Below are 26173 nucleotides of genomic sequence, written 5' to 3' on the forward strand. Positions count from 1 at the left end.
ATGAATCAGGACAATCTGATCGAAGTCCGCGACCTCGCCGTCGAATTTGTGGTCGGCGAGCAACAGCAACGGGTGGTCGAAGGCATCAGCTTCGACATCAAGCGCGGCGAAACCCTGGCCCTGGTGGGCGAAAGCGGCTCCGGCAAGTCGGTGACCGCGCACTCGATCCTGCGCCTGCTGCCCTACCCCCTGGCGCGCCACCCCTCCGGCACCATCACTTATTCCGGCCAGGACCTGCTGACCCTGAAAGAGAAGACCCTCCGCCATATCCGCGGCAACCGGATCGCGATGATCTTCCAGGAGCCCATGACCTCCCTCAACCCGCTGCACAGCATCGAGAAGCAGATCAATGAAGTGCTCGGCCTGCACAAGGGCCTGAGCGGCAAGGTCGCGACCCGACGCACCCTGGAACTGCTGGAGCTGGTGGGCATCCCTGAACCGCACAAGCGGCTCAAGGCCCTGCCCCACGAGCTTTCCGGCGGCCAGCGGCAGCGGGTGATGATCGCCATGGCCCTGGCCAACGAGCCGGAGCTGCTGATCGCCGACGAGCCGACCACCGCGCTGGACGTCACCGTGCAGTTGAAGATCCTCGAACTGCTCAAGGAATTGCAGGCCCGCCTGGGCATGGCGTTGCTGCTGATCAGCCACGACTTGAACCTGGTGCGGCGCATCGCCCACCGGGTGTGCGTGATGCAGCGCGGGCGGATTGTCGAGCAGGCGTCGTGCGCCGAGCTGTTCCGCTCGCCGCAGCACCCTTACACCCAGGAGTTGCTGGCGGCGGAACCCAGCGGCATCCCGGCCGGCAACGAAGTCGGGCCGCCACTGCTGGAGGTCGACGACCTGAAAGTCTGGTTCCCGATCAAGAAAGGCTTTCTGCGCAACACCGTGGACTACGTCAAGGCCGTGGACGGCATCAATTTCAGCCTGCCCCAGGGCCAGACCCTGGGCATCGTCGGCGAAAGCGGCTCGGGCAAATCGACCCTGGGCCTGGCCATCCTGCGGCTGATCGGCAGCAAGGGCGGGATTCGCTTCGAAGGCCAGGCGCTGGACAGCCTGTCGCAGCAACAGGTGCGCCCGCTGCGTCGGGAAATGCAGGTGGTGTTCCAGGACCCGTTCGGCAGCCTCAGCCCGCGCATGAGCGTCAGCCAGATCGTTGGCGAAGGCCTGCGCATCCACAAGATCGGCACCGAGGCCGAGCAGGAACAGGCAATCATCGACGCCCTCAAGGAAGTCGGCCTCGACCCCGAGACCCGCAATCGCTACCCCCATGAGTTCTCCGGCGGCCAGCGCCAGCGCATCGCCATTGCCCGGGCCCTGGTGCTCAAGCCACGGCTGATCCTGCTCGACGAACCGACCTCGGCCCTGGACCGCACCGTGCAACGCCAGGTAGTGGAGCTGCTGCGCAAGCTGCAAAGCAAATACAACCTGACCTACCTGTTCATCAGCCATGACCTGGCAGTGGTCAAGGCCCTGAGTCATCAACTGATGGTGATCAAGCACGGCCAGGTGGTGGAGCAGGGCGACGCCAGGGACATCTTCGCCGCGCCGCAACACCCCTACACCCGGCAGTTGCTGGAAGCCGCGTTTCTGGTGCCCGATGGAGCCGAATAAGGCCCCGCCCTCGCCACAGCGTTAAGCGAAACCCGTTAATGGGTAGCGCAATGCTGCCCTTGTGTGGCGAGGGAGCTTGCTCCCGCTGGCCCGCGCAGCGGGCCCAATCCCTACCACCTCGACGCATCTGACCCGACGCAGTGCACCCCCTTGCGACCGCTAAGCGGCCGAACGCGAGCTTGCTCCCTCGCCCCTGGGTGGCTATTCACCTAGCGCCGAGGCTGCCCAACACAAAACAACGCCACTGCCGCCTCGCTGCCTGTGAGGCCCAGGGTGGCGTTCATCGACAGGTCATCGAAGCCCATCACCACCACCGCGCCCAATCCGACGGCCGTCACGGCCAGGTACATGTTCTGGGTCACCGCGCCGGCCTCGAAATCCACGTAGCGCGCACCCCGGAGGCCATCGGCCTGCTGCTCGGCAAAATGCCGGATCGCCAACTCGCGGTCAGCGATGATCACCACCACGGCGGCGGCCTGCTCCAGCCAGGTTTCATCGCCCAGGGCCGCGGCGTTGAGGCTGCCCGGGCTCAACGCCGGGCCGACCTGATGCAGGGTGGCCGAGGCACTGTCGAAGTCGTGGACACCGGGGGCGAGGCCCTCCACGCGCCGGGCAATCACCCGCAGGCGCAGAGGATGCAAGGCATGCGCCGAAGGTGCGCCGCGCTTGCCGTCGGGCGAGGTGTTGCCCTGGCCGGCCAGCAGGATCGAGTTCAGCTGTGCCAGGGCCAGGCCCTGGTCACTGAAATCGCGCTGGCTGCGTCGGTTCGACAACAGGCTGTGCAGCAGGTCACTGGCGCGGGCATCCATGGGGCGTCTTCCAGGCTGAAAAAGAGCCTGACGTTAACAGCTTCGCCAAGGCCCCGATCAAAGTTTTTTGCGCAGCGCCTGCTTGTGCACGTACATCGCCTTGTCCGCCTCGGCCAGCAGGTCTTCGACGCTCTGCTGGCTCTCGGGGTCGTACTCCACCAGGCCGACGCTGAAGCGCAAGTCGTAGCCGCGCTGCAGGGTCGTGTTGCGCTCGTCGAGGATCTCTTGCAGGCGGGCCATGATCGCCGAGGTCTCGATATGGTTGGAACCGGTCAGCAGCGCCACGAACTCGTCGCCACCCAGGCGGCCGATCACGTCGCTTTCGCGAAAGGCGATGCGCAGCACATCGGCGAAAGTCTTGAGTGCCATGTCACCTTCGGCATGGCCGTAGGTGTCGTTGATCTGCTTGAAGTCGTTGAGGTCGAAAAACAGCAGGGTCGCGGGTTTGGCCAGGCGCTGGCATGCCGCCAGGCCATAGCGGGCCAGGGCCACGAAACCACGGCGGTTGGACAGCAGGGTCAGCTCATCCATGCTCGCCATCTGCACCGCCGCCAGTTCCTGCTCGGCCATGCGTCCCAGGTCGCGCAGGAGCCCGCGCTCCTCGTCGTCGAGATCCCGTGGCTTGACGTCGATCAGGCACAGGGTGCCGAGCTTGCTGCCATCGGCCACGGTCAGCGGACAGCCGGCGTAGAAGCGAATCCCCGGCTCGCCGACCACCAGTGGGTTGTCATGGAAACGGTCGTCGAGCTCGGCATCGCTGACCAAAAGGATCTGCTCGCCGAGAATCGCATGCCCGCAGAATGAGATATCCCGCGAGGTTTCACTGGCCTCCAGGCCCATGCAGGACTTGAACCACTGGCGCTCGCTGTCCACCAGGCTGACCAGAGCAATGGGCACGCCGAACAGGCGCTTGGCCAGGCGGGTCAGCCGGTCGAAACGCTCTTCGGCCTCGGTATCGAGCAGCTTCAATGCATGTAGGGTCTTCACCCGCGCAGCTTCATTGGCGGGCTTGGCTGGGGACAACATCGCGAACTCCATTGGGCGGCTAACTTTTTTGCTTAGCGTAGACCACCGCCCCCTTTCACTCCCAACCGTTTTACCGATCCGCCGCCGACGTCCGCCCTCCAGGCACCTCAAGGCTCAAAGCCTGGGCTTGAGCAACAACCCGCTGTAACTCAGCAGAAACAAAGCCAGGGCCGCGCACCACAAGGCCGCCGACAACCCCAGCGCCCAGCCGTTGAACGGCACCAGCAGCACCCGACACAAGGCCGCCAGCAGCATCAGGCCAAAGCCGATCACCACCGTTATCGGCGCGCGCAGGGGGCGCCCGGTATGCCCCAGGCTGACCCGGGCGATCATCGCCAGCACCAGACCGCCCAACCCGCCCACCGCCAGGGCATGGCTGGCCAGGCTTTGGTACGGCAATACACCGAGGTGCCAGAGCCCCATCGCCAGCGCCGCCAGGGCCAGCCAGGCATAGGCCGAGTACAGCGACCACAACAGCGGCACGCGCCACAGGCCGCGGTCATGCCAACGCCACAGCCGCCGCACGTGCAAGACCAGGAGCAAACCATAGGGCAGCACCAGCCAGGGCGTCGGCAGCTCACCCAGGCCCAGGCCGATGGACAGCGCCAGCAGCAACGTGGTGATCAACAGCAGGCGCGTGGTCCAGGGGCGGTCCGCCGGGCTGGCCGGGCGGTTCAGGCCGCGCTGGATAAAGAACGGAATCACCCGCCCGCCAATCACACTGAGCAGCGCCGCCACCAGCCACAGGGCCGCCAGCACGCCGCGCCGCTGATAAGCCAGGTCATTCTCGGCGATGCCCCACAGGGTCAGGCCCTGGCACAGCGCCAACAGCCCCAGCACCGCGACGATCGGGTAATTGTCGCGTTTGTCGGCGGCCACCAGTTCACGGCCCAGGACCCACGCCAGCAGCGGTAAAAACAGCCCTTGCAGCCCGAGCAGCAGCGGAGCCGGCAACGGCAGCCACCACGCCAGGCGCGCCACCAGCCAGACCAGCCACAGCCCGAACAACGGCCCGCCGCTGATGCCGGGGCGCCCGGTCCAGTTCGGCACCGCGGTCAGCAGAAAACCGGCAATGATCGCCGTGGCGAAACCAAAGGGCATCTCGTGTCGATGCCAGGCCAGCATCCCGCCCAGCGGCTGCACGCCGGGCAAACGCCCGTACAGCCACATCCCCCAGAGCGCCAGGGCGATGCAGCCAAAGCCGGCCCCGGCGAGAAAAAACGGGCGAAAGCCCAGGCTCCACAGCGGCCGACCGGTCCAGCTCAGGTAAGACTTACGCCATGACACAGGCTGCACTCCCCTGCTCTGCGTACAACCGGCGCTGGGCCAGTAAACGCATGACATAACCGACCTTGAGCAAGGTCGGCCCGAGAATCACCAGGGTGTGCAGGGACACCAATGCGCCAATCGGCGCCGGCCCCGAATAGAAATAGGCGCCATACACGCCCACCACCAATAACAACGCGCCCAGGGCCAGCACCTTGCTCGACAGCTGCAGGACCTGCTGCGGTGAACTGAAGTCACGGATCATCATGGATACTCCTCGACAGCGCTTCGGATATAGCCTTGTAGTATCAGTATTCATGCCAACCAATAACGCCTTTAAATTCAGCTAGATAAAATCATTCGAGTCATAATGACATCTTATTTTCGAAGTCCTTATGACTATCTACGCAGTCATAATGACCCATAAAGCCAGGCTGCCTTTTTCTGCGCCAAAGGCGTAGATTTGCCCGATTAGCGCCCGCCCCCTTGGGCGCCGTCCCCTCTTGCGCACAAGGATGTCTCCTGGTGGCTAACCGTCCCGCTCCCGTCAGTGCCGAAAAAAGCCTGGGCCGCCTGTTGCTGCAGCTGCTCTGGCAATTGCTGGCACTGCTGCTGCCGATCTTTTTTGTCACCCTGCTGCCGCCGCCCCTGGCGTTACTAGTGGTCGCCAGCTGCGCACTGCTGGCCTGGCTCAGCGCGCGCCTGGGCTGGAGCACCCTGGCCCAGGGCTGGATCCGTCTGCTGATCAGCGCGGTGTTCGGCCTGGGGTTCAGCCTGGGCCGGGCGCTGCCGGCGTACTGGGACATTGCCGCGGCGTTTGTCAGCATCGTTGCCGGGATGGCGGCTATCAGCAGTCTGGAGCGGCGCCTGGGCCTGGCCCGCGTCACCCAGGGCGACAACGGCGGCTCCGGCCCCAGCGCCTGGGGCGGCAACGAACCGCAAGTGACCCCGGAAGGCGAGCCGATCCGGGTGTTCAACCAGGGTGAAATCGCCATGGGCGGCCCGACCTATTGCGACTACCTGTTCCCCGATGGTGTGCTGCTGGAGGGCCTGGGCGCCTCGGCGCGCTTCAGCGAGGACGGGCGCTACTTCGCCGCCCCAGTGCCGTCGCGCCAGAACTGGGGGCTGGTGATACTCGACCGCCAGCAGCGCCGGGTCTATCACTGCGCCCACAGTGAGTTCTGGGAACTCGATCGCTTCGATGCAGCGGGCCTCGGCGGTCGCTACAGCCCGCTGGTGGACAACGGCACGCGCCAGGACCCGCTGCAAGATTTGCTGCAGGGCGCGCGGGCGGTGGACCTGGTGCCGATCGCCGACCTGTGGCTCGAGCCCGGCGCCTGGCAGCAGGCCGTGGCCCGGGTCGGGCTGGAAGAACACAGCCCCGAGGGCAAGCACAGCCTGACGGGGCAGATTGCCCTGCCTGACAGCCTGCGCACGTTGGAGCGACCCCTGGAGCCGTTGCGCAGCCCCCGCTATCACCTGAGCCTCGACGGCCAGCCTTCCGGCCTGCTGCTCGGGGCCGACAGCCCGCGGGTGTGGAGCGCGGCCGGCGACGGGTTTGCCTGCCTGGCCGACGACCCGGCCAGCGACACCCGCGGCTATTGGCTGTGGCAACTCGACCGGGGCTGGCGGGCGCTGCCCGAGCCCTGGCAGGCGAGCCCGCAGGAGCCGTCCTTCTACTGGTACAGCCTGCTGGCCCTGGACCATCAGCACCTGCGCTTCGACGCCTACCTCGACTGCGCCCAGCCGGACTACGGGACCTACGGCTACCAACTGCAGAGCATCCACGGCGACACCCAGACTCAGGTCGGCCATGACGCCCTGGGCCGGGTCCAGGTCGCCGACCTGCCCCTGGCGCGGATCCGCCTGGTGCTGCCGCTGGACAGCCAGGGCCAGCGCGGCAGCGCCCAGATCGAATCCCAGCCCTTGCTCGACGAGGTGCGGGCTCGCTTCAGTTGGCTCAGCGACAACCCGGACGGCCTCGGCGGCTACCAGTGCCAGATCGGCGACTGGAGCCTGCCGGGCAGTTGGCTGCTCGACCACCGGGTATCCACCTGCCAGCGCTACCTGGCCCTGCTGCCCTTTACCCAGGCCCCAGCGGTGGCCGGCCAGGTGCTGGTGGCGGATGTGCAACAGCGTCGGCTGATCCCAGGTCCGCCCATGCTCGCGGCGCGAATCCTCGATTTTCGCGATGCCCGCCTGAGCCTGGCGCTGATTGCCGGACGCCTTGACCAGTCGCTGCACAGCCACCCGTTACAGCGCTGCAACCAGCCGGCAGGCCCTGCCGAAACCGCCGCGTCGTTCTGCCGTTACCGCGAGGACTCACGCCTGTACTACCAGGTCGCGACCTTGCAGATCGAAGCTGGACACCTGCAGCGCCTGCCGGACTGGCGTCGAGTGCAGCGCCCGCAAGCCGCGGTGGCCGACGGCGATTTCATCCAGCCCAGCCCTGGCGGGGAGGATGCCGCCTGGCTGTTCGGCTGCCAGACCGAGTACGCCGACAGCTGGCTGCGGCCGAGCATGCCGCGCCTCGGCGGGCACCTGCTGACGGCCTCGGGTTGCGCGCTGAAGGACCTGGCGCCGTCGATGATCTGGTCCGGGGACGGGCGCTACCTGGCACTGACCCGCCTGTTGAGCGAGACCCAGGGACGCGATCAAAACGGCCGGGGCTGGCAGTTGCTGCTGCTCGATGTGCGCGAGCGCAGCCTGCGCATCGCGGCGCAGCCGTTGCACAACCGGCCGCAGTTCGAAGCGTTTGTCGGCGACCGCCTGAGTGTTCGCCTGTTTGAACGGGACTGGCAGCCCGAGCGCGATAGCGATTCCGGCCACCTGCTGAAGCTCGACCTGGCCCAGTTGCTGAGCCTGCCCGCCGAGCCGCTGATCGAGCATCACGGCCTGTGGCTGCGCGCCGCCGATCAGGCCGACCTGGAGGCCTGGCAAGCGTTGCCGCGCCCGGACTGCATCGACTTTACCGGCCCCGCCGCCCGGCGCTGAGGCCGCTTCCTCAGCCTTCGGTCAACGGTCGGCGCGTGGCCTGCACGCGCTGCGCAGTGTCGATCACAAATTGGGGGATCTGCGCCGCCGGCAAGGCCTTGCTGAAGTACCAGCCCTGGATGATCAGCTCCGAGCTGGACTGTAGAAAGTCCAGTTGCTCGCGGGTTTCGACGCCTTCGACCACCACTCCCAGGTCCAGGGTCTCGCAGAACCGCAACAGGCCATTGAGCACCTGGGCGCCCTTGGCTTCGTGCTGGGCGAGGACAAAACTGCGGTCGATCTTGATGCTGTCCACGGCAAACTGATGCAGGTAACTCAAGGCGGAAAAGCCGGTGCCAAAATCGTCGATATAAAACCGAGCACCCATGGCATGCAGCTTGCCGATCAGGCGCTGGGTGATCAGCACATCGCCCACCAGCGCATCTTCGGTGACCTCCACCGAGACCCGGCCCTGGGCCCGGGCGAGGATTTCCAGGAGGCGTTCGCTGTGCTCGGCGGAGGCCAGGGTCGCGCCGGAAATATTGATCGTGATCGGCAGTTCGAAACCGCTTTTCTGCCAACTCAGGTGCTGGCGCACCGCCTGAGAGGCGACCCAGAAGTCCACATCCGCCATCAGCTTGGCCTGGCCCAGCCACTGCAACAGTTCCCAGGGCGACTGCTCGCTGCCGCCGCGATCCCGCGCCCGCAGCAACGCCTCGCAGCCGGTGCAGAGCCCCGTGCGCTGGGACACCTGGGGCTGGTACTCGAGGTGGAACTCGTACTCGCTGAGCTGCTGCACCCGGGAGAACGCATGGGCGCGCAGGGCCGCGGCCTTATAGGAGGCCACCACCGGATCGAGTTCGAACAGACGGCCCTTTTCTTCCAGGCCGTGAAAGGTGGTGTCGAAGGTCCTCAGGTAGACCTTGGCGTTCTCCGCGCTCTGGCGCTGAATCGCGCGTACATAGGGCACATAAATCACGGTGCCCAGGCCCAGCAGCACCACCTGCAGCAACACCGCGCCCCAGTCGCCCTGAGTGCTCAGATAGGCATTGAGCAGCACCGGTGCAGTGAACGGCACCGTGGCCACCGACGGCGCCACCCAGCCCAGTTGCACCGCGCCCAGCGCCAGGGTGGCGTTGACCATCGGCACCAGCACAAAAGGCACCAGCAGGCGTGGATTGAGGATGATCGGCAAGCCGAACAGCAACAGTTCGTTGACGTTGAACAGCGACAGCGGCAGGCTCGCCACCGCCAGCAGGCGCATCGACTGATTGCGCGAAAACAGCAGGATGGCCAGCACCAGGGCCAGCGATCCGCCCGAGCCCCCGATAAAGGCGAAGCAACCCAGCAGGCCGCTGTTGAGGGCGAAGCGCACCGGTTGCCCGGCGGCCAGGTCGCTGGCATTCATCGCCACGGCCTGGTCCATCACGTCGAACAGTGGCTGCATGGCGTACGAGCCATGAATCCCGAAAAACCACAGGATCGAATTGGCCGAGGTCAGCAAGGCCGCACTGCGGTAGGGGCTGTCCAGCGAGCCGAGACTCATGGGCTGCTGCATGTAGGCGAACTGCGGAATCTGCAGCAGCAATTGCAGCACGCACACCAGCAGCAGCACGGTCACCGCCCCCGGCAGCACCATATTGATGGTGCCCTTGAGGTTGTAGCCCACCAGGTCTTCGTGCACCAGGCGGGTCCAGCGCCGACGGTGCAGCCAGGCAATGATCGGCACCGTGACCAGGGGCGACGCGATGGCGATGAACAGGACGAAGGTCGCCGCCGCCAACGGGTAATCACGCAACAGATAGCTGGCGATCACCACATGGGCCAGGCACAGCAGGGCCACGGGCAATTGCGGCAAGCGGTAGCGGATGGCCAACATGTAGCCGATGGACGTTGCCACCAGCAGCGGTAGCACCGAGTTGATCTGGGTATGCAGGCCGGCGAACATCTCCGACACCTGCACCGGCAGGCCCAGGGCGCGGGCACATTGGGCCAGGATCAGAAAACTGGCCGAGACCAGCAGGCAAGGCAGCAACCACAACAACCCTTCACGAATCGCCCGCAACGACTCGGCGCCCGCCAGGGCCGCCAGGCGATGGGTGAAGAACAGCCTGAACAGGGTTTTCGGCATCTGGTTACCCCTCCCTTGCAACACCCGGACAAGCGCTGGCCTGCTCGAAAGCTGCCGAGAGTGAAGCTAACACTGAAGAAACACCGACCCGCAAGGGCTATTTTCCTCGTGGCTCAGGGCTGCTTGACGTAGGTCCCGCGCAAGTCGCGGTACTCGTAGTTGCCCGACATCAGCAGCGCGCCCTTGAGCAACTGCAAGCGGTAGCCGCGCCGGGTTTGCGGGTCCCAGACTATAGCCAGGTTGCTGGCGGTCAGCGGCACCCGTTGCTGCATCAGCAGCGGCGCCACGCCGGGGCGTTCAAGGCGCATGCTCACATCGACACTGCCCAGGGCATGGGGCTCGGTGCCGGGCACCAGGGTCAGGATCAACTCGGCGCTGCGCTGTTCGGCAGCGTCACGCATCAGGTAGCGTCCGCTGCGCTGCTCATCGGCCACCGGCCCGAGCTTGTCCTCGGCGACCTTGCCAGGGGTTTCCTGCAGCATCCCGTTAAAGCGCTTCGCGCCCTGGACCCAGACCGCCTCACGCTTGCCCTGCGGGTTGTTTTCGGTCTGCACATACCAGGTGCCGGTGATCTCGCCATGGCTGCCGGACTCCACCAGGGTCACGCTGCCGGTCTCATAGTCGCCCCCCACCAGAAGGATCGGCTGGCCGCTGCCGCCTCTGGGATAACGCACTTCGCCCACCAGCACTTCGCCCTGGCGCTGCCACCAGAGCTCGACCGGAATCTTGCCCTCGAGGGTGCCCCTGAACACTTGCGGCGCCTCGCTGACCGGGCTCTCGAGTCGTGAATGCTCCTGCCACTGACCGTCGACCAGGGCACGGTAGGTGACGTTGAAATAACCCCGGGGCATGAAGCCCTCCTCGGGCGCTGGGGTGTAGCCCTGCTCGATCCGCTCCTCGACCATCAGCGGCAGGTTGTTTTCCACCTTCCAGCTGGCGTCCTGATGCCAGCAGCAGCCGCTTTTGGACCAGGTGTGCAGGCGCTGGGCCTGGCGATCGGTGTCGAACATGCCCAACTGCCCATTACGGGTCAGGTCGGAAAACGCCGGGCTCAGTTGCAGGCGCCGGGTGCCGGGGTCGAACAGGTAGACATCGTAGGACGGCCCGCCATAACCGCCCTCGCTGCCATTGCGCAGGGCCAGGTCCTGTTCGCCATCAAAGTTGAAGTCATCGAAAAACAGCGCGCTCTGGTCGCCGTACATCGGCGCCTGCCCGGTGGACAGGCTGCCGTCCTGCTTGAGGGTGGCATAAGCGGCAGGCGAATCCAGGGTTTGCAGGAGTTCGCCACTGGTTTTGTCACGCAGGCTGACCGTGGCCGGCGCCGATTCGTAGCTGTCGGCCGGGGGCTGGGCAAAACGCAGTTCGACGCGGTATTTCTGCGCCGGGTCAGTCAACTGATACACCAGCGGCTCGGCGGCGGCCGCAGTGGCCAGCAGCAGGCCGGCAACCACCAGCACGGGGCGGATAGACATGGGGAGCGGCATCCTTGCAAAACAATCGGGGGCGCGCAGTTTAACGGCAAGCACCGGTTACTGAAACGAACCCGATGCAAAAGCAAACCAATATCATTTGCACCGGACTGACCCTTTTGCTTAAATCGCGATCAATTCCTATTTGCACCCAAGGCGCCCCCACGCCGGATGGACATCGTGCTTTCACCCCTGCCCCCCGATACCGCCCTGGTCCAGACCCTCTACAGCACCCACCATCGCTGGCTGTACGAGTTGCTGCGCCGTCGCCTGAGCAACGCCTGCGACGCCGCCGACCTGGCCCACGACATTTTCGTCCGGGTGCTCAAGCGCCCGCCGGTGCTGGCCTGCGTGGTGCACCAGCGTTCGTACCTGGCAACCATTGCCCGTGGCCTGTGCATCGATCACTGGCGCCGCCGGCAACTGGAACAGGCCTGGTTGCAGGCCCTTGCCGCGCGCCCCGAGCCACTGCAACCGTCGCCGGAGCAGCGGGCGATTATCATCGAGACCCTGTACGAAGTGGATGCCATGCTCGCGCGCCTGCCGCAGCGGGTCAGCGCCGCCTTTGTCCTCGCGCAACTGCACGGCATGCCCTACAAGGCCATCGCCGTGGAAATCGGCGTCAGCGAACGCATGGTCAAGAAATACCTGGCCCAGGCCCTGATGCACTGCGCGATGCTCGAAGCCGAGCTCGACGGCCTGCTGGTGCAATGACCCATGGCCAATGAAGCCAGGCGCGGCACCCTGAGCCACGCCAGCCTGCAACAGGCCGCGCAATGGTTCGTGCAGCTGCACGATCCGCAGGCCACCGAGCACGAGCGCCAGCGCTGGCAGCAGTGGATCGAACAGAACCCGGAACACCAGCAGGCCTGGTGTTACGTGGAGCGGGTCAGCCAGCGTTTTGCGCCACTGCAGGTCGCCGGCGAACAACAGGCCGCCAGCCAGGCCCTGCGCCACGGCGCTCGCGCGGGGCTGTCACGCCGCCAGAGTATGCGTGGCCTGCTCTTGCTCGGCGGCGCCAGCCTGCTGGGCTGGGGCACCTGGCGCGGCACCGCGCTGCCCGATGCCCTGAGCCGCTGGAGTTCGGACTACACCACCGGCACCGGCGAAACCCGCGAAGCGCTGCTCAGCGACGGCAGCCGGATCTGGCTCAATGCCTTGAGCGCCCTGGACGTGCGCTACGACCCGCAGCAACGCCTGCTGCGCCTGCACCTGGGTGAAGTGCTGATCGACACCGCCCGGGATGCGCTGCAACGGCCCTTCCTGGTGCACAGCGAGCACGGGCAGATGCGCGCGCTCGGTACGCGCTTCAGTGTGCGCCGGGAGCCGCAACGCACCCTGCTCAATGTGTATGCCGGGGCGGTCGAGGTGCGCACCGCCGACGGTGGCCAGGTGCAGGTGGTCGAGGCCGGCCGGCAACTGGCCTTCGACCGCTGCAGCCTGGGCCCGAGTCAGCACGCCAGCGCCGCCCGCGAAGCCTGGAGCCGAGGCCTGTTGCTGGCCGACAACTTGGCCCTGGGGCAACTGGTGCAAGAGCTTGGGCATTACCGCAGCGGGCACCTGGGCTGCGATCAGGCCATTGCGCACCTGGCGGTGATGGGCTCGTTCCCGCTGCACGACAGCGATCAGGCCCTGCGTCTGCTGGAGGCCGCGCTGCCGATCCGGGTCCGGCGCCTGGCGCCCTGGTGGGTCAGCCTCGAAGCCAGGGCATGAGCGCCTGAAGATTTTTTTTGACCTGCGGTTCCCTTTTCGATGTTTGCTTCGGTTAACCCCTTAGCAGCACTCACATTGCCGATCGAATTGATCCAAAGGGACCCCCATGCCGTCACCCACCACCCTGCGTTTGCGCTTCCCGTTGCGCCCCCTGGCCCTGGCCATCCCCGCCGCCCTGCTGTGCCTGGCACCCCTGCCGGCCCAGGCCGCCGAAGCGCCCGCCAGTGAACACCAGACCCGCGCCTTCAACATTGCCCCGGGGTCGCTGGTGACGGCACTCAACAGCTTCTGCGAACAGGCCGGGATCTTCCTCGCCGGGCAGAACGAGCTGGCACAGGGCAAGCGCAGCGCCGGGCTCAGCGGCAACTACAGCGTCGCTGAAGGCTTGCAGCGCCTGCTCCAGGGCTCCGGCCTGCAAGCACAGCCCCTGAGCAGCGGCGGCTATGTGCTGCAGAGCCTGCCCGAGGGCAGTGGGCGCGTGGAACTGGGGGCCACCACTGTCTCGGCCCAGGGCCTGGGCGCCACCACCGAGGGCACCCAGTCCTACACCACCGGCGCCACGTCGTCGGCCACCGGCCTGGCCCTGTCCCTGCGCGAAACGCCGCAGTCGGTGACCGTGATCACCCGCCAGCAAATGGATGACCAGGGCGCCACCAGCATTGCCGACACGCTGCGTCGCGCCCCCGGGGTCAGCGTGCAGAACTACGACAGCGAGCGCTGGGAGTTCTCGACCCGGGGCATGCCCATCACCAACTTCCAGTACGACGGGGTCAACTCGACCTACGACGGGGTCTACGACTACGGCACCACCAGCACCGATATGGCGACCTTCGACCGGGTCGAAATCATCAAGGGCGCCAGCGGCCTGATGACCGGCTCGGGCGACCCATCGGCCACGGTCAACCTGATCCGCAAACGCCCGACCCGGGACTTCAAGGCCTCGGTCACCGGTACCGTCGGCTCCTGGGACAACTACCGCAGCGAGGGCGATATCTCCGGCCCGCTGACCGAAAGCGGCAACGTGCGCGGGCGCTTTGTCGGGGTCTATCAGGAACGCCAATCCAACCTCGACCACTACCAGAACACCAAGGACATCGCCTACGGCGTCCTGGAAATGGACCTGACCCCCGACACCCTGCTGACCTTCGGCATGTACCAGCAGAACACCCGCTCTCGCGGTGCCAGCTGGACCGGCTTCCCGATGTACAACAGCGACGGCTCGCGCACCCGTTTCTCGCGCTCCTTCAACCCCGGCACCGACTGGAGCCGCCGCGACTTCCAGACACAGACCCTGTTCGCGTCCCTGGAACAGAAGCTGGCCAACGACTGGAAACTCAAAGTCAGCTACGACCGCAAGCACCGCGAGCACGACACCCTGCTCGGCTCGGCCAGCGGCGGCAACCCGGATGCGGCCACCGGTGACGGCATGTTCATGTACATGGGCAAGTTCGTCGGTGACCAGACCCAGGACAATATCGACATCAACCTCAGCGGCCCCTTCACCCTGCTCGGCCGCGAACATGAGCTGATCGCCGGTTTCACCTCGATGAACGCGCGCCAGAACGACCCGGTCTACGGTTCGGTGTACCCGCTGCTCGGCAGCAGCATTTATGACTGGAACGGCAAGTTCGCCAAGCCGGATATTCCCCGCGCCGGCAGCGACAAGATCAGCAAACGCCAGACCGGCGCCTACCTCGCCACCCGGCTGAAACCCACCGACGACCTGTCGCTGATCCTGGGCGGGCGGATCAGTGACTTCAAAGCCTCGGACTTCACCGACTTCTACGACCCGGCCCAGGCCGACATGCGCACCGGCTACCACCAGACCGGGGTAGTGACGCCTTACGCGGGCGTGGTCTATGCCCTCAACGACACGTACTCGGTGTACACCAGCTACACCAATATCTATCAACCGCAAATGAGCAAGGACGCCAGCGGGCAGGTCCTCGACCCCATCGAAGGCGACAGCTACGAGGCCGGGATCAAGGCCGAGTACCTGGACGGCCGGGTCAATGCCAGCTTCGCCGTGTTCAGGATCGAGCAGGACAACGTTGCGCAGATCGTCAGCGGCTTCGGCACCGACGCCATCTACCGCGCCGCCGAGGGCGCCACCACCAAGGGCTTCGAACTGGAACTGGCCGGCGAGCTGCTGGAAGGCTGGAACCTCAGCGCCGGCTACAGCTATAACCACACCCGCGACGTCAACAACGACTATGTCTATGGCTCGGTCCTGCGCAGCACCGCGCCGCAGCAGGTGGCCCGGGTGTTCAGCAGCTACCGGTTGCCCGGCGCCCTGCAGAAACTCACCATCGGCGGCGGCGTCAACTGGCAGAGCGAGTTCTACGGCAATGTGTTCCAGCCCGACCCGAACGACACGGTCAACGGCGGCCATGACTCACGCCTTACCCAGGACGGCTACTTCCTGGTCGACGCCATGGCCCGCTACCAGTTCAACCAGCACCTGAGCTCGACCCTCAACGTGAAGAACCTCTTCGACAAGAAGTACTACACCGGCATTGGCAACTTCAGCACCGGCTTCTATGGCGAACCCCGCAGCCTGCAACTGACCACCAAATGGGATTTCTGACCTGACCTGTAGCCGCTGCCGAGCCGGCGAAGCTCGGCAGCGGCTACAGGTTTGAAAACACTTGATCCGGCCGGGCCGGCGCCTGACACTCGTTCACCCCGGCCCGCCCCAAGGAAGCCCCGCGATGAAGCCGTCAGGCGCCCAGCACTTCGACCAGGCACCCCATTTCTGGCGCGATGCAGCCTTGCCTTTTATCGAGGCCCGGGCCATCGCCGATGGCCGCAAGGCCTGCTATGCCCGGCACTCCCACGAACAATTCTCCTTCGGCACCATCACCGCCGGGCACAGCACCTACGTGCATGAGCACCGCACCTTTCACGTCAGCACCGGTAGCGTGGTGCTGATCAACCCAGGCGTGGTGCACGCCTGCAACCCGATCGAGGACCAGCCCTGGTCGTACCGCATGCTGTATGTCGACACCCCTTGGCTGACGGCCTTGCAGCAACAGACAGGGTTCAGCCAGGGCCCGGGTTTCCAGCCCTATTCCACGCCGTTGAGCAACGACCCGCAGCTGTTTGCCCGGGTCAACCAGCTCTATGCCGTGCTGTTGGATGAACAGCTGTCGAGCCTGGACAAACAGCAGCAGGTCGCGGATTTTTTCCGCACCTTGCACCAGCACCTCGAGCCCGGTTGCGCGCCGCTGCCCGAGCCCAGGCACAAGCTGGAACGCGCCGCCGACTACATCCGCGACAACTGTACCCGCGCCCTGAAAATGCACGATATCTGCCAGGCCGCGGAGCTGTCGGCGTCTTACCTGAACCGTGCGTTCAAGCAGCACTACGGCATGACGCCCCACGCTTTCCTGGTCAACCAGCGGGTGCAACTCGCCTGCCTGCGGCTGCGCCAGGGCGCGGCGATCGCCGAAGTGGCCGCCGAAGCCGGCTTTGCCGATCAGGCCCACCTGCAACGCGCGTTCAAGCAGCACCTGTCAGCGACGCCCGGGCAGTACCGCGCCTGACTCAGGGCAGCAGCAGGTAGCCGGCACTCAGCACCAGCAATGCAGCCATGCTGCGGTTGAAACGGCGCACGCCCCCGGGGTGTTCCAGGTACTGGCGCAAGAAGGTGCCGGCGTAGGCCCAGCAGGCCACCGACAGGTAGCAGATCACCAGGTACACCGCCGCAAACAGCCACACCAGCCGAGCCTCGCCATTGGCGGCAAAGGCCCCCATCCCGGCCACGCAGGCCAGCCAGGCCTTGGGATTGAGCCACTGCATCAGCGCGCCATACAGCATCGACGGCGCCCGACCGTTGCCCTGGGTGTCGATCTGGCCACTGTCCCGCGCCAGCTTGTAGGCCATGAACAGCAAAAAGCCCACGCCAAACAGCTGGATCCCCCGGGTCAGCCACGGCCAGCGCAACAACAGCTCATGCAGCCCCAGGCCGATCAGCACCAGCAACAGAATGAAGCCCAGGGTCGCGCCGGTCACATGCCGCAGGCTGGCCCGCAAACCGAACCGGGCACCTGCACTCAAGGCCACGATATTCACCGGGCCGGGGGTAATCGAACAGGCCAGGGCAAAGGCCGCCATGGAAAATATAACGCTCATCACCTACCTTCTCCCCATCACAATGTCTGGCCAGCACGGTAGATGCCCGGCCCGCCCCCTGTATTGAAGAAAACTGCCCCCGGCCCCAAGCCGCGCCCATGGAATAAGCCGATGCGCCCCGTCCCGCCGCTGTACACCCCACGCCTGCTGTTGCGCATGCCGACCCTGGCCGACCTGGATGCGGTCCATTCGATCCATGGCGACCCCGAAACCAACCGCTTCAACCCCAATGGCGCAGCCAGCCGCGACGCCTGTCGGGACAAGGTGCAGGGCTGGATCGAACACTGGCGACAACAGGGGTTTGGTTACTGGGCGCTGTGCCGGCGTGAACGCCCTGAAGAGATCCTGGGGTTTGGCGGGATCATGGATTCGCGCTTTGGCGAACGCACCGGGCTCAACCTGTACTTTCGCCTGGCGGTGCCCGCCTGGGGCCAGGGCTATGCCAACGAGATGGCGACCGCCGCCCTGGAACTGGCGTTCCACCGCCTGCAACGCCCGGCCGTAATCGGCCTGGTGCGCCCCGACAACCTGCCTTCGCGGCGCGCCCTGGAACGCCTGGGGCTGAGCCTGTACGGCGAACTCGAGGATTTCCCCGACCTCGCGCCCAGCCTGCTGTATCGCCTGGACGCCGAGGACTACCTCGCCCACCACCCACGGCCCGGTGGCGCCTGATGCCGGCCTTCGAACTCTGCCCGGCCCAGCGCGACGAACTGGATATCCTCGACCATCTGTTGCAGTTCTACCTTTATGAACTCAGCGCCTGGCTGCCCCTCAAACTCGGGCGCCACGGCCTGTACGAGATCCAGTCCCAGGACGACTACTGGCGCTCGCCCCATACCCGCCCATGGCTGATCCGTGTCGACGGCGAGCTGGCCGGGATGGCCTGCGTCGATGACCGGGTGCACGCGGCGAGCACCCGCTACAACCTGGGCTACCTGTTTATCAGCCACAGGTTTCGCGGCCAGGGCCTGGGGCGCGCGGTCAGCGCCCGATTGCTCGAGCAACTGCCGGGCGCCTGGCAAATCGTCCATATCGACGCCAACCAGCCGGCACGGATGTTCTGGGCCAGGGTCATGCCCACCCTCAGCGGTGGTACCTTCGATTGCCAAGCCATCAGCGCCGATGGCTACCCCTGCACCCTGTACAGTTTCAATCACCCCTAGACGAAAGAGAGCCTTCTGCATGGACCCGCTGCACATCCTGTCGAGCGAACACTGGCAGGTCAGTTATCGCCGTGACGCCCGCTATCCGGGCAGTTTGATCGTTTCCTCGGTCGCCGAGGCCAGCGACATCGTTGACCTCGCGCCCCAGGCGCTGCTCGCCCTCGGCCCGGCACTGGCCTGGACCGAGAGCCTGCTGCAGGCGCAATACGCGCCCGTCAAGGTGGTGTTCTACAAACTGGGGTTCTCCAAGGGCTTCAGCGTGCACTTTCATGTACTGCCGGTGACCCAGGCGCTGCTCGGGCAAATCAGCGCCCACCCGGACTACCCCACCGAGCCGGACGGCAACGATGCCATCCTGTTTGTCAGCCGGGTCTATGCCGAACGGACCCTGACCCCGGCCGAGCGGGTGCTGCAAGCGGACGAGGCGGCGCGCCTGCGGCACTGCGCGCGGGACTTGCCGGCGCCTGATGCGAGCGGCCGTTAAGGCCCGGATATTTATTTTCCGCACCCTGCATCCAGATCGCCGCCTGGCGGGTAGTACAGACAGCAGCCCCCTGATGCTGCCCGGCTACCCCCCCCTTTCTGGAGCGCTACCCATGAATGCCAAACACTTGTTCAGCCTTGTCGCCACTCCCCTTGCCGCCAGCGCCTGGCTCCTGGCGATGCCCGCCGCCCAGGCCGAGACCGAGCTGCCGGAAAGCGTGCGGGTGCCTGCCGGGCACACCATCGCCCTGGAAACCGTCGGCGTCGGCGAGATCACCTATGAATGCCGGGACAAGGACAACGCCGCCGGCCAGACCGAATGGTTTTTCGTCGGTCCCAAGGCGGTGCTCAATGATCGCAGCGGCAAGCCGGTCGGCAGCTACTTTGGCCCTCCCGCCACCTGGCAGGCCAAGGACGGCTCGACAATCACCGGCACCCAGGTGGCGGTCGCCCCCTCCAGCGCAGGCAACCTGCCCTATCAACTGGTCAAGGCCAACCCGGCCGACGGCAAGGGCGCCATGACCGGCGTCAGCTATGTCCAGCGGGTGGCGCTCAAGGGTGGCGTGGCGCCGAGCGCGGCCTGCACCAGCGCCAACAAGGGCCAGCGCGAGCAGGTGCAATACCAGGCTGACTATATTTTCTGGGCCGCCAAATAAGCGGTAACACAAACAGCGAAATGGCCGGACCTGAACTCGTCTACGCTGCCTTTCGCGAGCCCCGGCCACCCGGCTGGGGCGCTGACCACCTGTAGACGGCCAAAACCTGTGTCCTTGCCCGAGACGCTGTTCGACTATGAAGCCAGCCTCGCCGCCTGCGCCCGCGGCGAGCGTCAGGCGCTGCAGGCGTTGTACCAGCAGGAAGGCCCGCGCCTGCTGGGCGTGGCCAGGCGCCTGGTGCACGATACCGCGCTGGCCGAAGACATCGTGCACGACGCTTTCCTCAAGATCTGGACCGGCGCCGCCAGCTTCGATCCGCTGCGCGGCGACGCCCGGGGCTGGATCTTCAGCATCACCCGGCACCTGGCATTGAATTTCCTGCGGCGCCAGGGCCGCGAAGTGCAGGTCGACGAGGCCGCAGCCGAGGCCCTGCACGCCTTGCATGAGTGGCCGGCCGAGCCCCACGGCGAACAGCTGGCCCAGGGCGGGCGCATCCTGCACTGCCTGGAGCAACTGGAACCGGCGCGCCGCGAGTGCATTCTCAAGGCCTATGTCGACGGTTACTCCCACGCGCAGATTTCACACAAGCTGGGCACCCCGTTGGGCACCGTCAAAGCCTGGATCAAGCGCAGCCTCACGGCACTGCGGGAGTGCATGGGATGAACCGCGAGCCGACAGACGACACCCTGGAGCAACTGGCCGGCGAATACGTGCTGGGTACCCTGGAGGGCGAACAGCGCGACGCCCTGCAACGTCGTCTGGCCAGCGAACCGCGGCTGCGCGCTGCGGTGGATGCCTGGGAACAGCGCCTGCATCCCTTGACCCAACTGGCCGCGCCGCACCCCCCTTCGGCGCATTTGTGGAGCCGGATCGAACGCAGCCTCGGCGACAGCCAACCCCGATCACACGCCCCTCCCCGCGCCTCGGTATCCGCCTGGTGGAATCTACTCCCGCTGTGGCGCGGGCTGGCGGCGACCGGGCTGGCCGTCAGCCTGATTCTGGGCAGCCTGCTATTGACCCGGGCCGTGCCGGTCAGCACACCGACCTACCTGGTGGTGCTGGTGGCACCGCAAAACCAGGCCCCCGGCTGGGTGGTCCAGGCCAGCAACCCACGGGAAATCCAGCTGATCCCCCTGGGAATTGCCCAAGTTCCGGCGGACAAGGCCCTGGAATTCTGGACCAAGGGCGACGACTGGCAAGGCCCGGTTTCCCTGGGCCTGGTCAAGCCCGGGCAGACCCTGCACGTGCCCCTGGACAAACTGCCCCCTCTGGAAGCCAACCAGTTGTTCGAGCTGACCCTGGAACAAAGCACCGGCTCAGCCATCGGCAAACCCACAGGCCCGGTGCAATTCATTGGCCGCGCAGTGAAAGTCATCTAGGCCGCGAACGGGTATTTCTCGCCGTAACAAAATCTCACGCGTGAGCTATTGAGAATCAGCGAATTGATCTGTAGTGTTCTCACGCGTGATACCTGAGACACGGAGACACCCCAATGAAAACCCGCCTCCCCGCAAGCCCGCCCGACGATTCAACGGCGGATTCAGAGAGCCGACCAGGAGAGCCCGCAAAGGCCTCCAGCAAGAAACCATCCAGCTTCTATATGAAGCAGATGCGTGCCGGCCTCAGCGCCGCGGGTTATGTGAAACACGAAACTTGGGTGCTGCCGGAAAACCGCAGCGTGCTCAAGGAACTCGAGAAGAAGCTGCGCCAGCCGCTGATGGCTGGCTCACCGGTATTGGAGAACAACATGATTGCAGGTGAAAACTGGTCCATCGATCGTCTCTTCAGCGCCTTGCAGGCACTCGATGAGGTGACCTCGCGGGAAATCACCCTGACCCTGATGCAAGGCTCCGAGCAGAGCATCAAGTTGCAGATGAACGAATACGGCGGCCTGCCGATTTACATCGCGGTGGTGGGCGAGCAGATCATCGTCGACACCGTGCTGGTGGATCTGGAATCGATCAACGACGTGGTCCGCTTCAACGACGCCGTGCTGCGCAGCCGGGAAATGTTCCCGCTGTCGTCGATCGGCATCGAGTCGATGCCCAATGGCCAGACGGTCTACAACATGTTCGGCGCGCTGAGCTCGGGTTCCAACCTGACCAACGTGGTGACCGAAGTGCGCACCCTGATCGACAACGTACAACGCGCCACTGAAGCCTTCGAAAGCTTCTTCAACTGATTTTCCCGAACCTGGAGCCTTCACCATGACTCAGTCCATCTGGAACAAACTCTTTACTGCCCTGCGCGGCGGCGCCAACGAAGTCGGCGAAGCCATTGCCGACCAACAGGCCCTGCGTATCCTCGATCAGGAAATCCGCGACGCCGACAGCGCCCTGGCCAACGCCAAGCGCGAGCTGGTGACCATCATGGCCAAGCACAAGCTGTCGTCCGAGCGCGTTGCCGAGTACAACGCCAAGATCGCCGACCTGGAATCCAAGGCCATGGCCGCCTTGCAGGCCAACCGCGAAGACCTGGCCCTGGAAGTGGCTGAAGCCATCTCCGGCCTGACCACCAGCCTCGACGCCGAGCAGAAGCAGTCTGCCGAATTCGGCACCTATGCCGAGAAGATGCGCAAGGACATTGCCAAGGCCGAAGCCCGGATCAAGAGCCTGCGCCAGCAAGTGGACATGGCCAAGGCCCGGGAAAGCGTGCAGAAAGCCCAGGTCAGTGCCTCCATCGCCAGCGGCGGGGCCAATGGCAAGCTGGAAACCGCAGTCGGCACCCTGAGCCGCCTGCAAGCCAAACAGGACCAGCGCGCCGCCGAGCTCGAAGCCCATGAAGAATTGGCCGATTCCGCCAATGGCAACGACCTGGAGCGCCGCCTGCAGGAAGCCAACATCATCCCCAACCAGGGCAGCGCCAACGCGATTCTCGACCGTCTGAAAAAACAGTCGGCCGAGTAATCAGCCCACCTATAGCCGCTGCCCGAGTCTTCGGCAGCGGCTATAGGTCTTGGCATAACGGCCTTCAGGAGGGCCAGGATGGATGCAGTGAAAGGCTTCAAGACGCTGGCCGGGCTGGCGTTGCTGATGCTGGCGGTACAGGTGCTCAACAGCGCCCTTGGCTATAGCCTGAATATTTTCGGCCTGATCCCCCGTACCCTGCAGGGTTTGCCGGGGATTGTCCTGTCGCCCTTCCTGCACGGTTCATTCGGCCATCTGGCGGCCAACCTGGTGCCCTTCCTGCTGCTGGGTGCCCTGGTGATGACCGAAGGCCTGAAGCGCTTTGTCAGCGTCAGCCTGACCATCATCCTGCTCGGCGGCGCCCTGGTCTGGCTGTTCGGTTTCAGGGGCATCCACGTGGGCGCCAGCGGCTGGGTCTTCGGTTTGTGGGCCTACATCCTGGCCCGTGCCTGGTTCCTGCGCAGCTGGGGCAGCCTGCTGGCCGCCAGCGTGGTGATGTTCCTGTATTCGGGGCTGATTTTCGGCTTTATCCCCCGCGCCGGCGTGTCCTTCGAAGGGCATATCGCCGGTGCCTTCGCCGGCTTCGTCGCCGCGAAAAGCCTTTTCTCGCGCCCGCGGGCGATGTCTAATGCGCCCCGGTAACCCCTCGCTCACACTTGCCGCGCGCCATGCCCGGCAGCGCTGAGCGTTGCATCGCCCCACTCGCCTCAAGGACATCAGCAATGGGATGGTTTAAACAATTCCTCGGTTTTGAAGCCCCGAAAGCCCAGGCGAGCCTGCCCGCCGTCGGTCCCCTGGGCCTGGCCCAAGGGCTGGCCGTCAGCTTCGACCCAACCCTCAAGCTGCTGCTCGACGGCAAGAGCGCGGTGGTGATTCCCGACACCCAGCAGATCTGGAGCCAGGGCGTGGTCGACCTCGGCCAGTCCAACTGGCTGTCGCGCTTTTACATGAACGACGAAGACTACTGGCTGCAGATCCACACCAGCGGCGCGGTCGACGGCCAGGTCGAATCGGTGATCCTGTTCAACTACCTGAGCTACGTGACCATCAGCAGCGAAGCCGAGTTGCGCCGCCTGGCCGGCCCCAACAGCCTGATCGGGCTGCCCGGCTACAGCCATGACGGCGCCGAATACAGTCGCGAATGGGGCACCGAAGCCGGTCAGACCGAACTGGTGGCCTTCAGCGAACGGGTCAGCAACCCGGATCAGTCCTACGTCGTCGAACACCGCTCCATGCTCTATGCGCGGGACACCGGCCTCACCGATCGCCGCGAGTTCCTGCTGTTTTCCGTGGAAGAAGACGCCGAAGGCAGCATCAGCCTCAGCACTTCCCTCGGCATCTCGCTGTACATGACCGACTTGCAACCTCTCTGACCAAGGACCAGGCCCATGCTTGAAGCACTTTCGATTTCCCTGAACAAATTCGCCGTGATCGGCTTTGTCACCTACATCCTCGGCGCCGCGGTGCTGTTCGGCCTGTTCCAGTTCGTCTACACCCGCCTGACGCCGCACAAGGAATTCGAGCTGATCCGCGAAGGCAACGTCGCCGCCGCCATTGCCCTGGGTGGCGCGATCATCGGCTTCGCGATTCCGGCCAGCAATGTCATCGCCTACTCCATCAGCCTGCTGGACTTCGTGGTCTGGGCGCTGATCGCCGCCGTGGTGCAGATGCTCGCTTTCTTCATGACCAGCCTGGTGCTCAAGGGCACCTCGGAACGCATCCGCCGGGGTGAAGTCGCCGCCGGCATCTACGTGGCAGCAGTGGCCATCAGCGTCGGCCTGCTCAATGCCGCCTGCATGACCCCTTCCCAGAACTGATGGCCTGAACGGAGTCCGTGATGAAACGAAGTCAATACGTTCAGCTGTCCCTGGCGACCTCGGTGGCCCTGGCGATTTCCGGCTGCAACTCCGAGCCGGATACCATTTCCGTGCAACAGAAATTCAACTTCCAGTCGGTGCAGGAATGCGTCGACGGCAAGCTCCCGGTCGACATCTGCTCCGACGCCTATATCAAGGCCATGGCCGAACACCGCAGCCGCGCGCCGCTGTATGACAACCAGGCCGATTGCGACGCCGATTTCGTCGAGAACTGGTGCCAGCAGGAGTCCAACGGCAAGTTCATCCCCAAACTCGGCGGCTTCCAGATCTCCGCCGACGGCACCTTCACCCAGGCCGACCTCGACCGGGCCAAGGCTGCGGGCATGGACGCCGGCAACTCGGGCAACTCCGGCGGTTCCGGCGGCTCGACCAACGGCCTGCTGACCGGGCTGCTGATCGGCAATATGCTCAGCGGCGGCAATCGCAGCTACTACTCCGAACCGGTGTACCGCTACCGCGACGACCGCGGCGGTTACGCCAACTCGACGCTGAATCAACGCATCGACTCCGGCTCGACCTTCAGCCGGTCGCGCCAGGCGCAGATGGGCAACAGCTTCAAGAACACGCGGCCGATCTCCGTCGCCTCCTCCACCTCGCGCGGCGGTTTCGGCAGCCAGGCCAGCGCCCGCAGCGGTTGGGGCGGATCGAGCAAAAGCTCGGGGCGCTCCAGCAGCTAAGGAAACTACGGCGATGCAGAAGATCCCCTTCAAGGAACGCCCGGACTGGCGGCAGACCGCAGAAAAGCTCGGCTTCATGTTCCATACCATCGATGGCGAAGCCTATTGGGACGAGAGTGCCTACTATCAGTTCAGCCTCAAGCAGATCGAAAACGACCTTGAGGACCCGACCACCGAGATCCATGAAATGTGCATGGACCTGGCGAACAAGGTGGCGCGCAGCGAAGAGTTGCTGGAACGCCTGAGCATCCCGCCGGCGTTTCACGACCTGGTGTGCAACTCCTGGCTCGAAGGCCACCCGCACCTGTACGGCCGCCTGGACTTTTCCTATGCCGGCACGGGACCGGCCAAGCTGCTGGAGCTGAACTACGACACCCCCACCAGCCTCTATGAAACCGCCGCGTTCCAGTGGGGCTGGCTGGAGCAGAATATCGAGCGTGGCCTGCTGCCGCGGCATGCCGACCAGTTCAACAGCATCGACACCCGCCTGCACCAGGCCTTCGCCCAGCTGGGGATCAAGCGCCCGTTCTACTTCGCCTCGATGAAAGAGTCGGTGGAAGACAAGGCCACCACCGACTACCTGCGGCTGGTGGCGGAACAGGTCGGCATCGAATCGCGCCATATCGACATCGAAGACATCGGCCTCAACGCCGAAGGACGCTTCGTCGACCTGGAAGAACGCTGGATCCCGCACCTGTTCAAGCTGCATGCCTGGGAGTTCATCTTCCACGAACCCTTCGGCGCCGCCATCGCCCAGTGCGACACGCAGTTCTTCGAGCCGGCCTGGAAGGCGATCATCTCCAACAAGGGCATCCTGCCGCTGCTTTGGGAGTTCAACCAGGGCCACCCGAACCTGCTGGAAAGCTACCTCGACCCGCACCCCAACAGTGCGGTGCCCAAGGGCTGGGTGCGCAAGCCGTTCTTCTCCCGCGAGGGGGCCAATATCGAACTGCGCACCGCCGACGATCAGGTGGTCAAGGAAGACGGGCCTTACACCGACGCGCCCTTTATCCTCCAGGCCCTGGCCCCGCTGCCGCGTTTTGATGACAGCTACACCCTGATCGGCTCCTGGGTGATTGGCGACCAGGCCGCTGGCATTGGCGTGCGTGAAGACAACAGCCTGATCACCAAGGACTCCAGCCGCTTCCTGCCGCACCTGATTCTCGACTGACGCAACTCGCCCTTTTGCCTTCCCTGCTCCGCCCGGAGCAGGCATTCCAGCCAGGAATGCATCCCAGTCGAAACATGAATTTCATTTATCCTAATAGGGCATTTAAGG

At 65.1% G+C, this 26173-nt stretch carries 26 protein-coding genes; 19 read left to right on the forward strand and 7 right to left on the reverse strand.

The annotated features are described in order from the left end of the window. Nucleotides 1–1611 (forward strand): ABC transporter ATP-binding protein, encoded by a 1611-nt coding sequence (locus MF4836_RS17405; protein WP_078471300.1) that lies wholly within the window; start codon nt 1–3, stop codon nt 1609–1611. Between the two features lie 209 nt (nt 1612–1820). Here the strand turns inward: MF4836_RS17405 and MF4836_RS17410 are convergent, their stop codons facing one another. The 4 genes from MF4836_RS17410 to MF4836_RS17425 form a co-directional block, all read right to left on the reverse strand. Further along, nucleotides 1821–2420, reverse strand: a complete 600-nt coding sequence (locus tag MF4836_RS17410; RefSeq protein ID WP_078471301.1) for a SagB/ThcOx family dehydrogenase — start codon at nt 2418–2420, stop codon at nt 1821–1823. A gap of 57 nt (nt 2421–2477) precedes the next feature. Then, the gene (locus tag MF4836_RS17415; RefSeq protein WP_078471302.1) at nt 2478–3446 is read right to left on the reverse strand and encodes a GGDEF domain-containing protein; all 969 of its coding nucleotides are present in this window, start codon (nt 3444–3446) and stop codon (nt 2478–2480) included. Between the two features lie 114 nt (nt 3447–3560). Next, entirely contained in the window at nt 3561–4733 is a 1173-nt protein-coding gene (locus MF4836_RS17420; RefSeq protein ID WP_078471303.1) for an NnrS family protein, read from the reverse strand. Then, nucleotides 4720–4977, reverse strand: a complete 258-nt coding sequence (locus MF4836_RS17425; protein ID WP_078471548.1) for a transmembrane sensor/regulator PpyR — start codon at nt 4975–4977, stop codon at nt 4720–4722. The genes MF4836_RS17420 and MF4836_RS17425 overlap by 14 nt, the downstream gene beginning before the upstream one ends. A gap of 257 nt (nt 4978–5234) precedes the next feature. On the opposite strand from MF4836_RS17425, the gene MF4836_RS17430 reads away from it, so the two are divergent. Then, a complete protein-coding gene (locus MF4836_RS17430; RefSeq protein ID WP_443217357.1) occupies nt 5235–7706 on the forward strand; it encodes a hypothetical protein in 2472 nt (823 codons plus the stop codon). A gap of 10 nt (nt 7707–7716) precedes the next feature. On the opposite strand, the gene MF4836_RS17435 is transcribed toward MF4836_RS17430, so the two are convergent. Together MF4836_RS17435 and MF4836_RS17440 are read right to left on the reverse strand one after the other, a co-directional pair. Beyond that, complete coding sequence (locus MF4836_RS17435; protein ID WP_078471305.1) at nt 7717–9816, reverse strand: EAL domain-containing protein; 2100 nt, start codon at nt 9814–9816, stop codon at nt 7717–7719. 113 nt (nt 9817–9929) lie between these two features. Beyond that, on the reverse strand, nt 9930–11288 hold the full coding sequence (locus tag MF4836_RS17440; RefSeq protein WP_078471306.1) for an XAC2610-related protein: 1359 nt from the start codon (nt 11286–11288) through the stop codon (nt 9930–9932). 168 nt (nt 11289–11456) lie between these two features. Here MF4836_RS17440 and MF4836_RS17445 point away from each other — a divergent pair, with 168 nt between their 5' ends. The 4 genes from MF4836_RS17445 (at nt 11457) to MF4836_RS17460 (ending at nt 16543) form a co-directional block, all read left to right on the forward strand. After that, nucleotides 11457–11999, forward strand: coding sequence for a sigma-70 family RNA polymerase sigma factor (locus MF4836_RS17445; RefSeq protein WP_078471307.1), 543 nt, complete (start codon nt 11457–11459; stop codon nt 11997–11999). A 3-nt stretch (nt 12000–12002) separates the two neighbouring features. Then, nucleotides 12003–12998 carry a FecR domain-containing protein gene (locus MF4836_RS17450; RefSeq protein ID WP_078471308.1) on the forward strand — a complete coding sequence of 332 codons (996 nt, stop codon included), beginning with the start codon at nt 12003–12005 and terminating at the stop codon, nt 12996–12998. Between the two features lie 106 nt (nt 12999–13104). Next, nucleotides 13105–15585, forward strand: coding sequence for a TonB-dependent siderophore receptor (locus tag MF4836_RS17455; protein WP_078471309.1), 2481 nt, complete (start codon nt 13105–13107; stop codon nt 15583–15585). A 124-nt stretch (nt 15586–15709) separates the two neighbouring features. Beyond that, complete coding sequence (locus tag MF4836_RS17460; protein ID WP_078471310.1) at nt 15710–16543, forward strand: AraC family transcriptional regulator; 834 nt, start codon at nt 15710–15712, stop codon at nt 16541–16543. Nucleotide 16544: 1 nt separating this feature from the next. Here MF4836_RS17460 and MF4836_RS17465 read toward each other — a convergent pair whose 3' ends face one another. Continuing rightward, nucleotides 16545–17132: a LysE family translocator gene (locus MF4836_RS17465; protein ID WP_078471311.1), complete on the reverse strand. Its 588-nt coding sequence runs from the start codon at nt 17130–17132 to the stop codon at nt 16545–16547. 111 nt (nt 17133–17243) lie between these two features. Here MF4836_RS17465 and MF4836_RS17470 point away from each other — a divergent pair, with 111 nt between their 5' ends. The 13 genes from MF4836_RS17470 (at nt 17244) to MF4836_RS17530 (ending at nt 26065) form a co-directional block, all read left to right on the forward strand. Further along, the gene (locus tag MF4836_RS17470) at nt 17244–17804 is read left to right on the forward strand and encodes a GNAT family N-acetyltransferase (protein ID WP_078471312.1); all 561 of its coding nucleotides are present in this window, start codon (nt 17244–17246) and stop codon (nt 17802–17804) included. Then, nucleotides 17804–18295 (forward strand): GNAT family N-acetyltransferase, encoded by a 492-nt coding sequence (locus tag MF4836_RS17475; RefSeq protein WP_078471313.1) that lies wholly within the window; start codon nt 17804–17806, stop codon nt 18293–18295. Before MF4836_RS17470 ends, MF4836_RS17475 begins: the two co-directional genes overlap by 1 nt. A 19-nt stretch (nt 18296–18314) precedes the next feature. Further along, nucleotides 18315–18779 (forward strand): hypothetical protein, encoded by a 465-nt coding sequence (locus tag MF4836_RS17480; RefSeq protein WP_078471314.1) that lies wholly within the window; start codon nt 18315–18317, stop codon nt 18777–18779. Between the two features lie 112 nt (nt 18780–18891). Next, nucleotides 18892–19434, forward strand: a complete 543-nt coding sequence (locus MF4836_RS17485) for a DUF3455 domain-containing protein (RefSeq protein WP_078471315.1) — start codon at nt 18892–18894, stop codon at nt 19432–19434. Between the two features lie 108 nt (nt 19435–19542). After that, the gene (locus MF4836_RS17490) at nt 19543–20097 is read left to right on the forward strand and encodes a sigma-70 family RNA polymerase sigma factor (RefSeq protein WP_078471316.1); all 555 of its coding nucleotides are present in this window, start codon (nt 19543–19545) and stop codon (nt 20095–20097) included. Further along, nucleotides 20094–20813, forward strand: coding sequence for an anti-sigma factor (locus MF4836_RS17495; protein ID WP_078471317.1), 720 nt, complete (start codon nt 20094–20096; stop codon nt 20811–20813). Before MF4836_RS17490 ends, MF4836_RS17495 begins: the two co-directional genes overlap by 4 nt. 113 nt (nt 20814–20926) lie before the next feature. Next, nucleotides 20927–21616: a YjfI family protein gene (locus MF4836_RS17500; protein WP_078471318.1), complete on the forward strand. Its 690-nt coding sequence runs from the start codon at nt 20927–20929 to the stop codon at nt 21614–21616. A gap of 25 nt (nt 21617–21641) precedes the next feature. After that, a complete protein-coding gene (locus MF4836_RS17505) occupies nt 21642–22340 on the forward strand; it encodes a PspA/IM30 family protein (protein WP_078471319.1) in 699 nt (232 codons plus the stop codon). 78 nt (nt 22341–22418) lie between these two features. Then, on the forward strand, nt 22419–22982 hold the full coding sequence (locus MF4836_RS17510) for a rhomboid family intramembrane serine protease (protein WP_078471320.1): 564 nt from the start codon (nt 22419–22421) through the stop codon (nt 22980–22982). A gap of 80 nt (nt 22983–23062) precedes the next feature. Continuing rightward, nucleotides 23063–23713 (forward strand): DUF2491 family protein, encoded by a 651-nt coding sequence (locus MF4836_RS17515; RefSeq protein WP_078471321.1) that lies wholly within the window; start codon nt 23063–23065, stop codon nt 23711–23713. 15 nt (nt 23714–23728) lie between these two features. Then, a complete protein-coding gene (locus MF4836_RS17520) occupies nt 23729–24157 on the forward strand; it encodes a DUF350 domain-containing protein (RefSeq protein WP_078471322.1) in 429 nt (142 codons plus the stop codon). A gap of 20 nt (nt 24158–24177) precedes the next feature. After that, complete coding sequence (locus tag MF4836_RS17525; protein ID WP_078471323.1) at nt 24178–24894, forward strand: DUF1190 domain-containing protein; 717 nt, start codon at nt 24178–24180, stop codon at nt 24892–24894. Between the two features lie 13 nt (nt 24895–24907). After that, on the forward strand, nt 24908–26065 hold the full coding sequence (locus tag MF4836_RS17530; RefSeq protein ID WP_078471324.1) for a glutathionylspermidine synthase family protein: 1158 nt from the start codon (nt 24908–24910) through the stop codon (nt 26063–26065). Nucleotides 26066–26173 lie beyond the last annotated feature (108 nt).

This window comes from Pseudomonas sp. MF4836 (assembly GCF_002018875.1).
Classification (GTDB): domain Bacteria; phylum Pseudomonadota; class Gammaproteobacteria; order Pseudomonadales; family Pseudomonadaceae; genus Aquipseudomonas.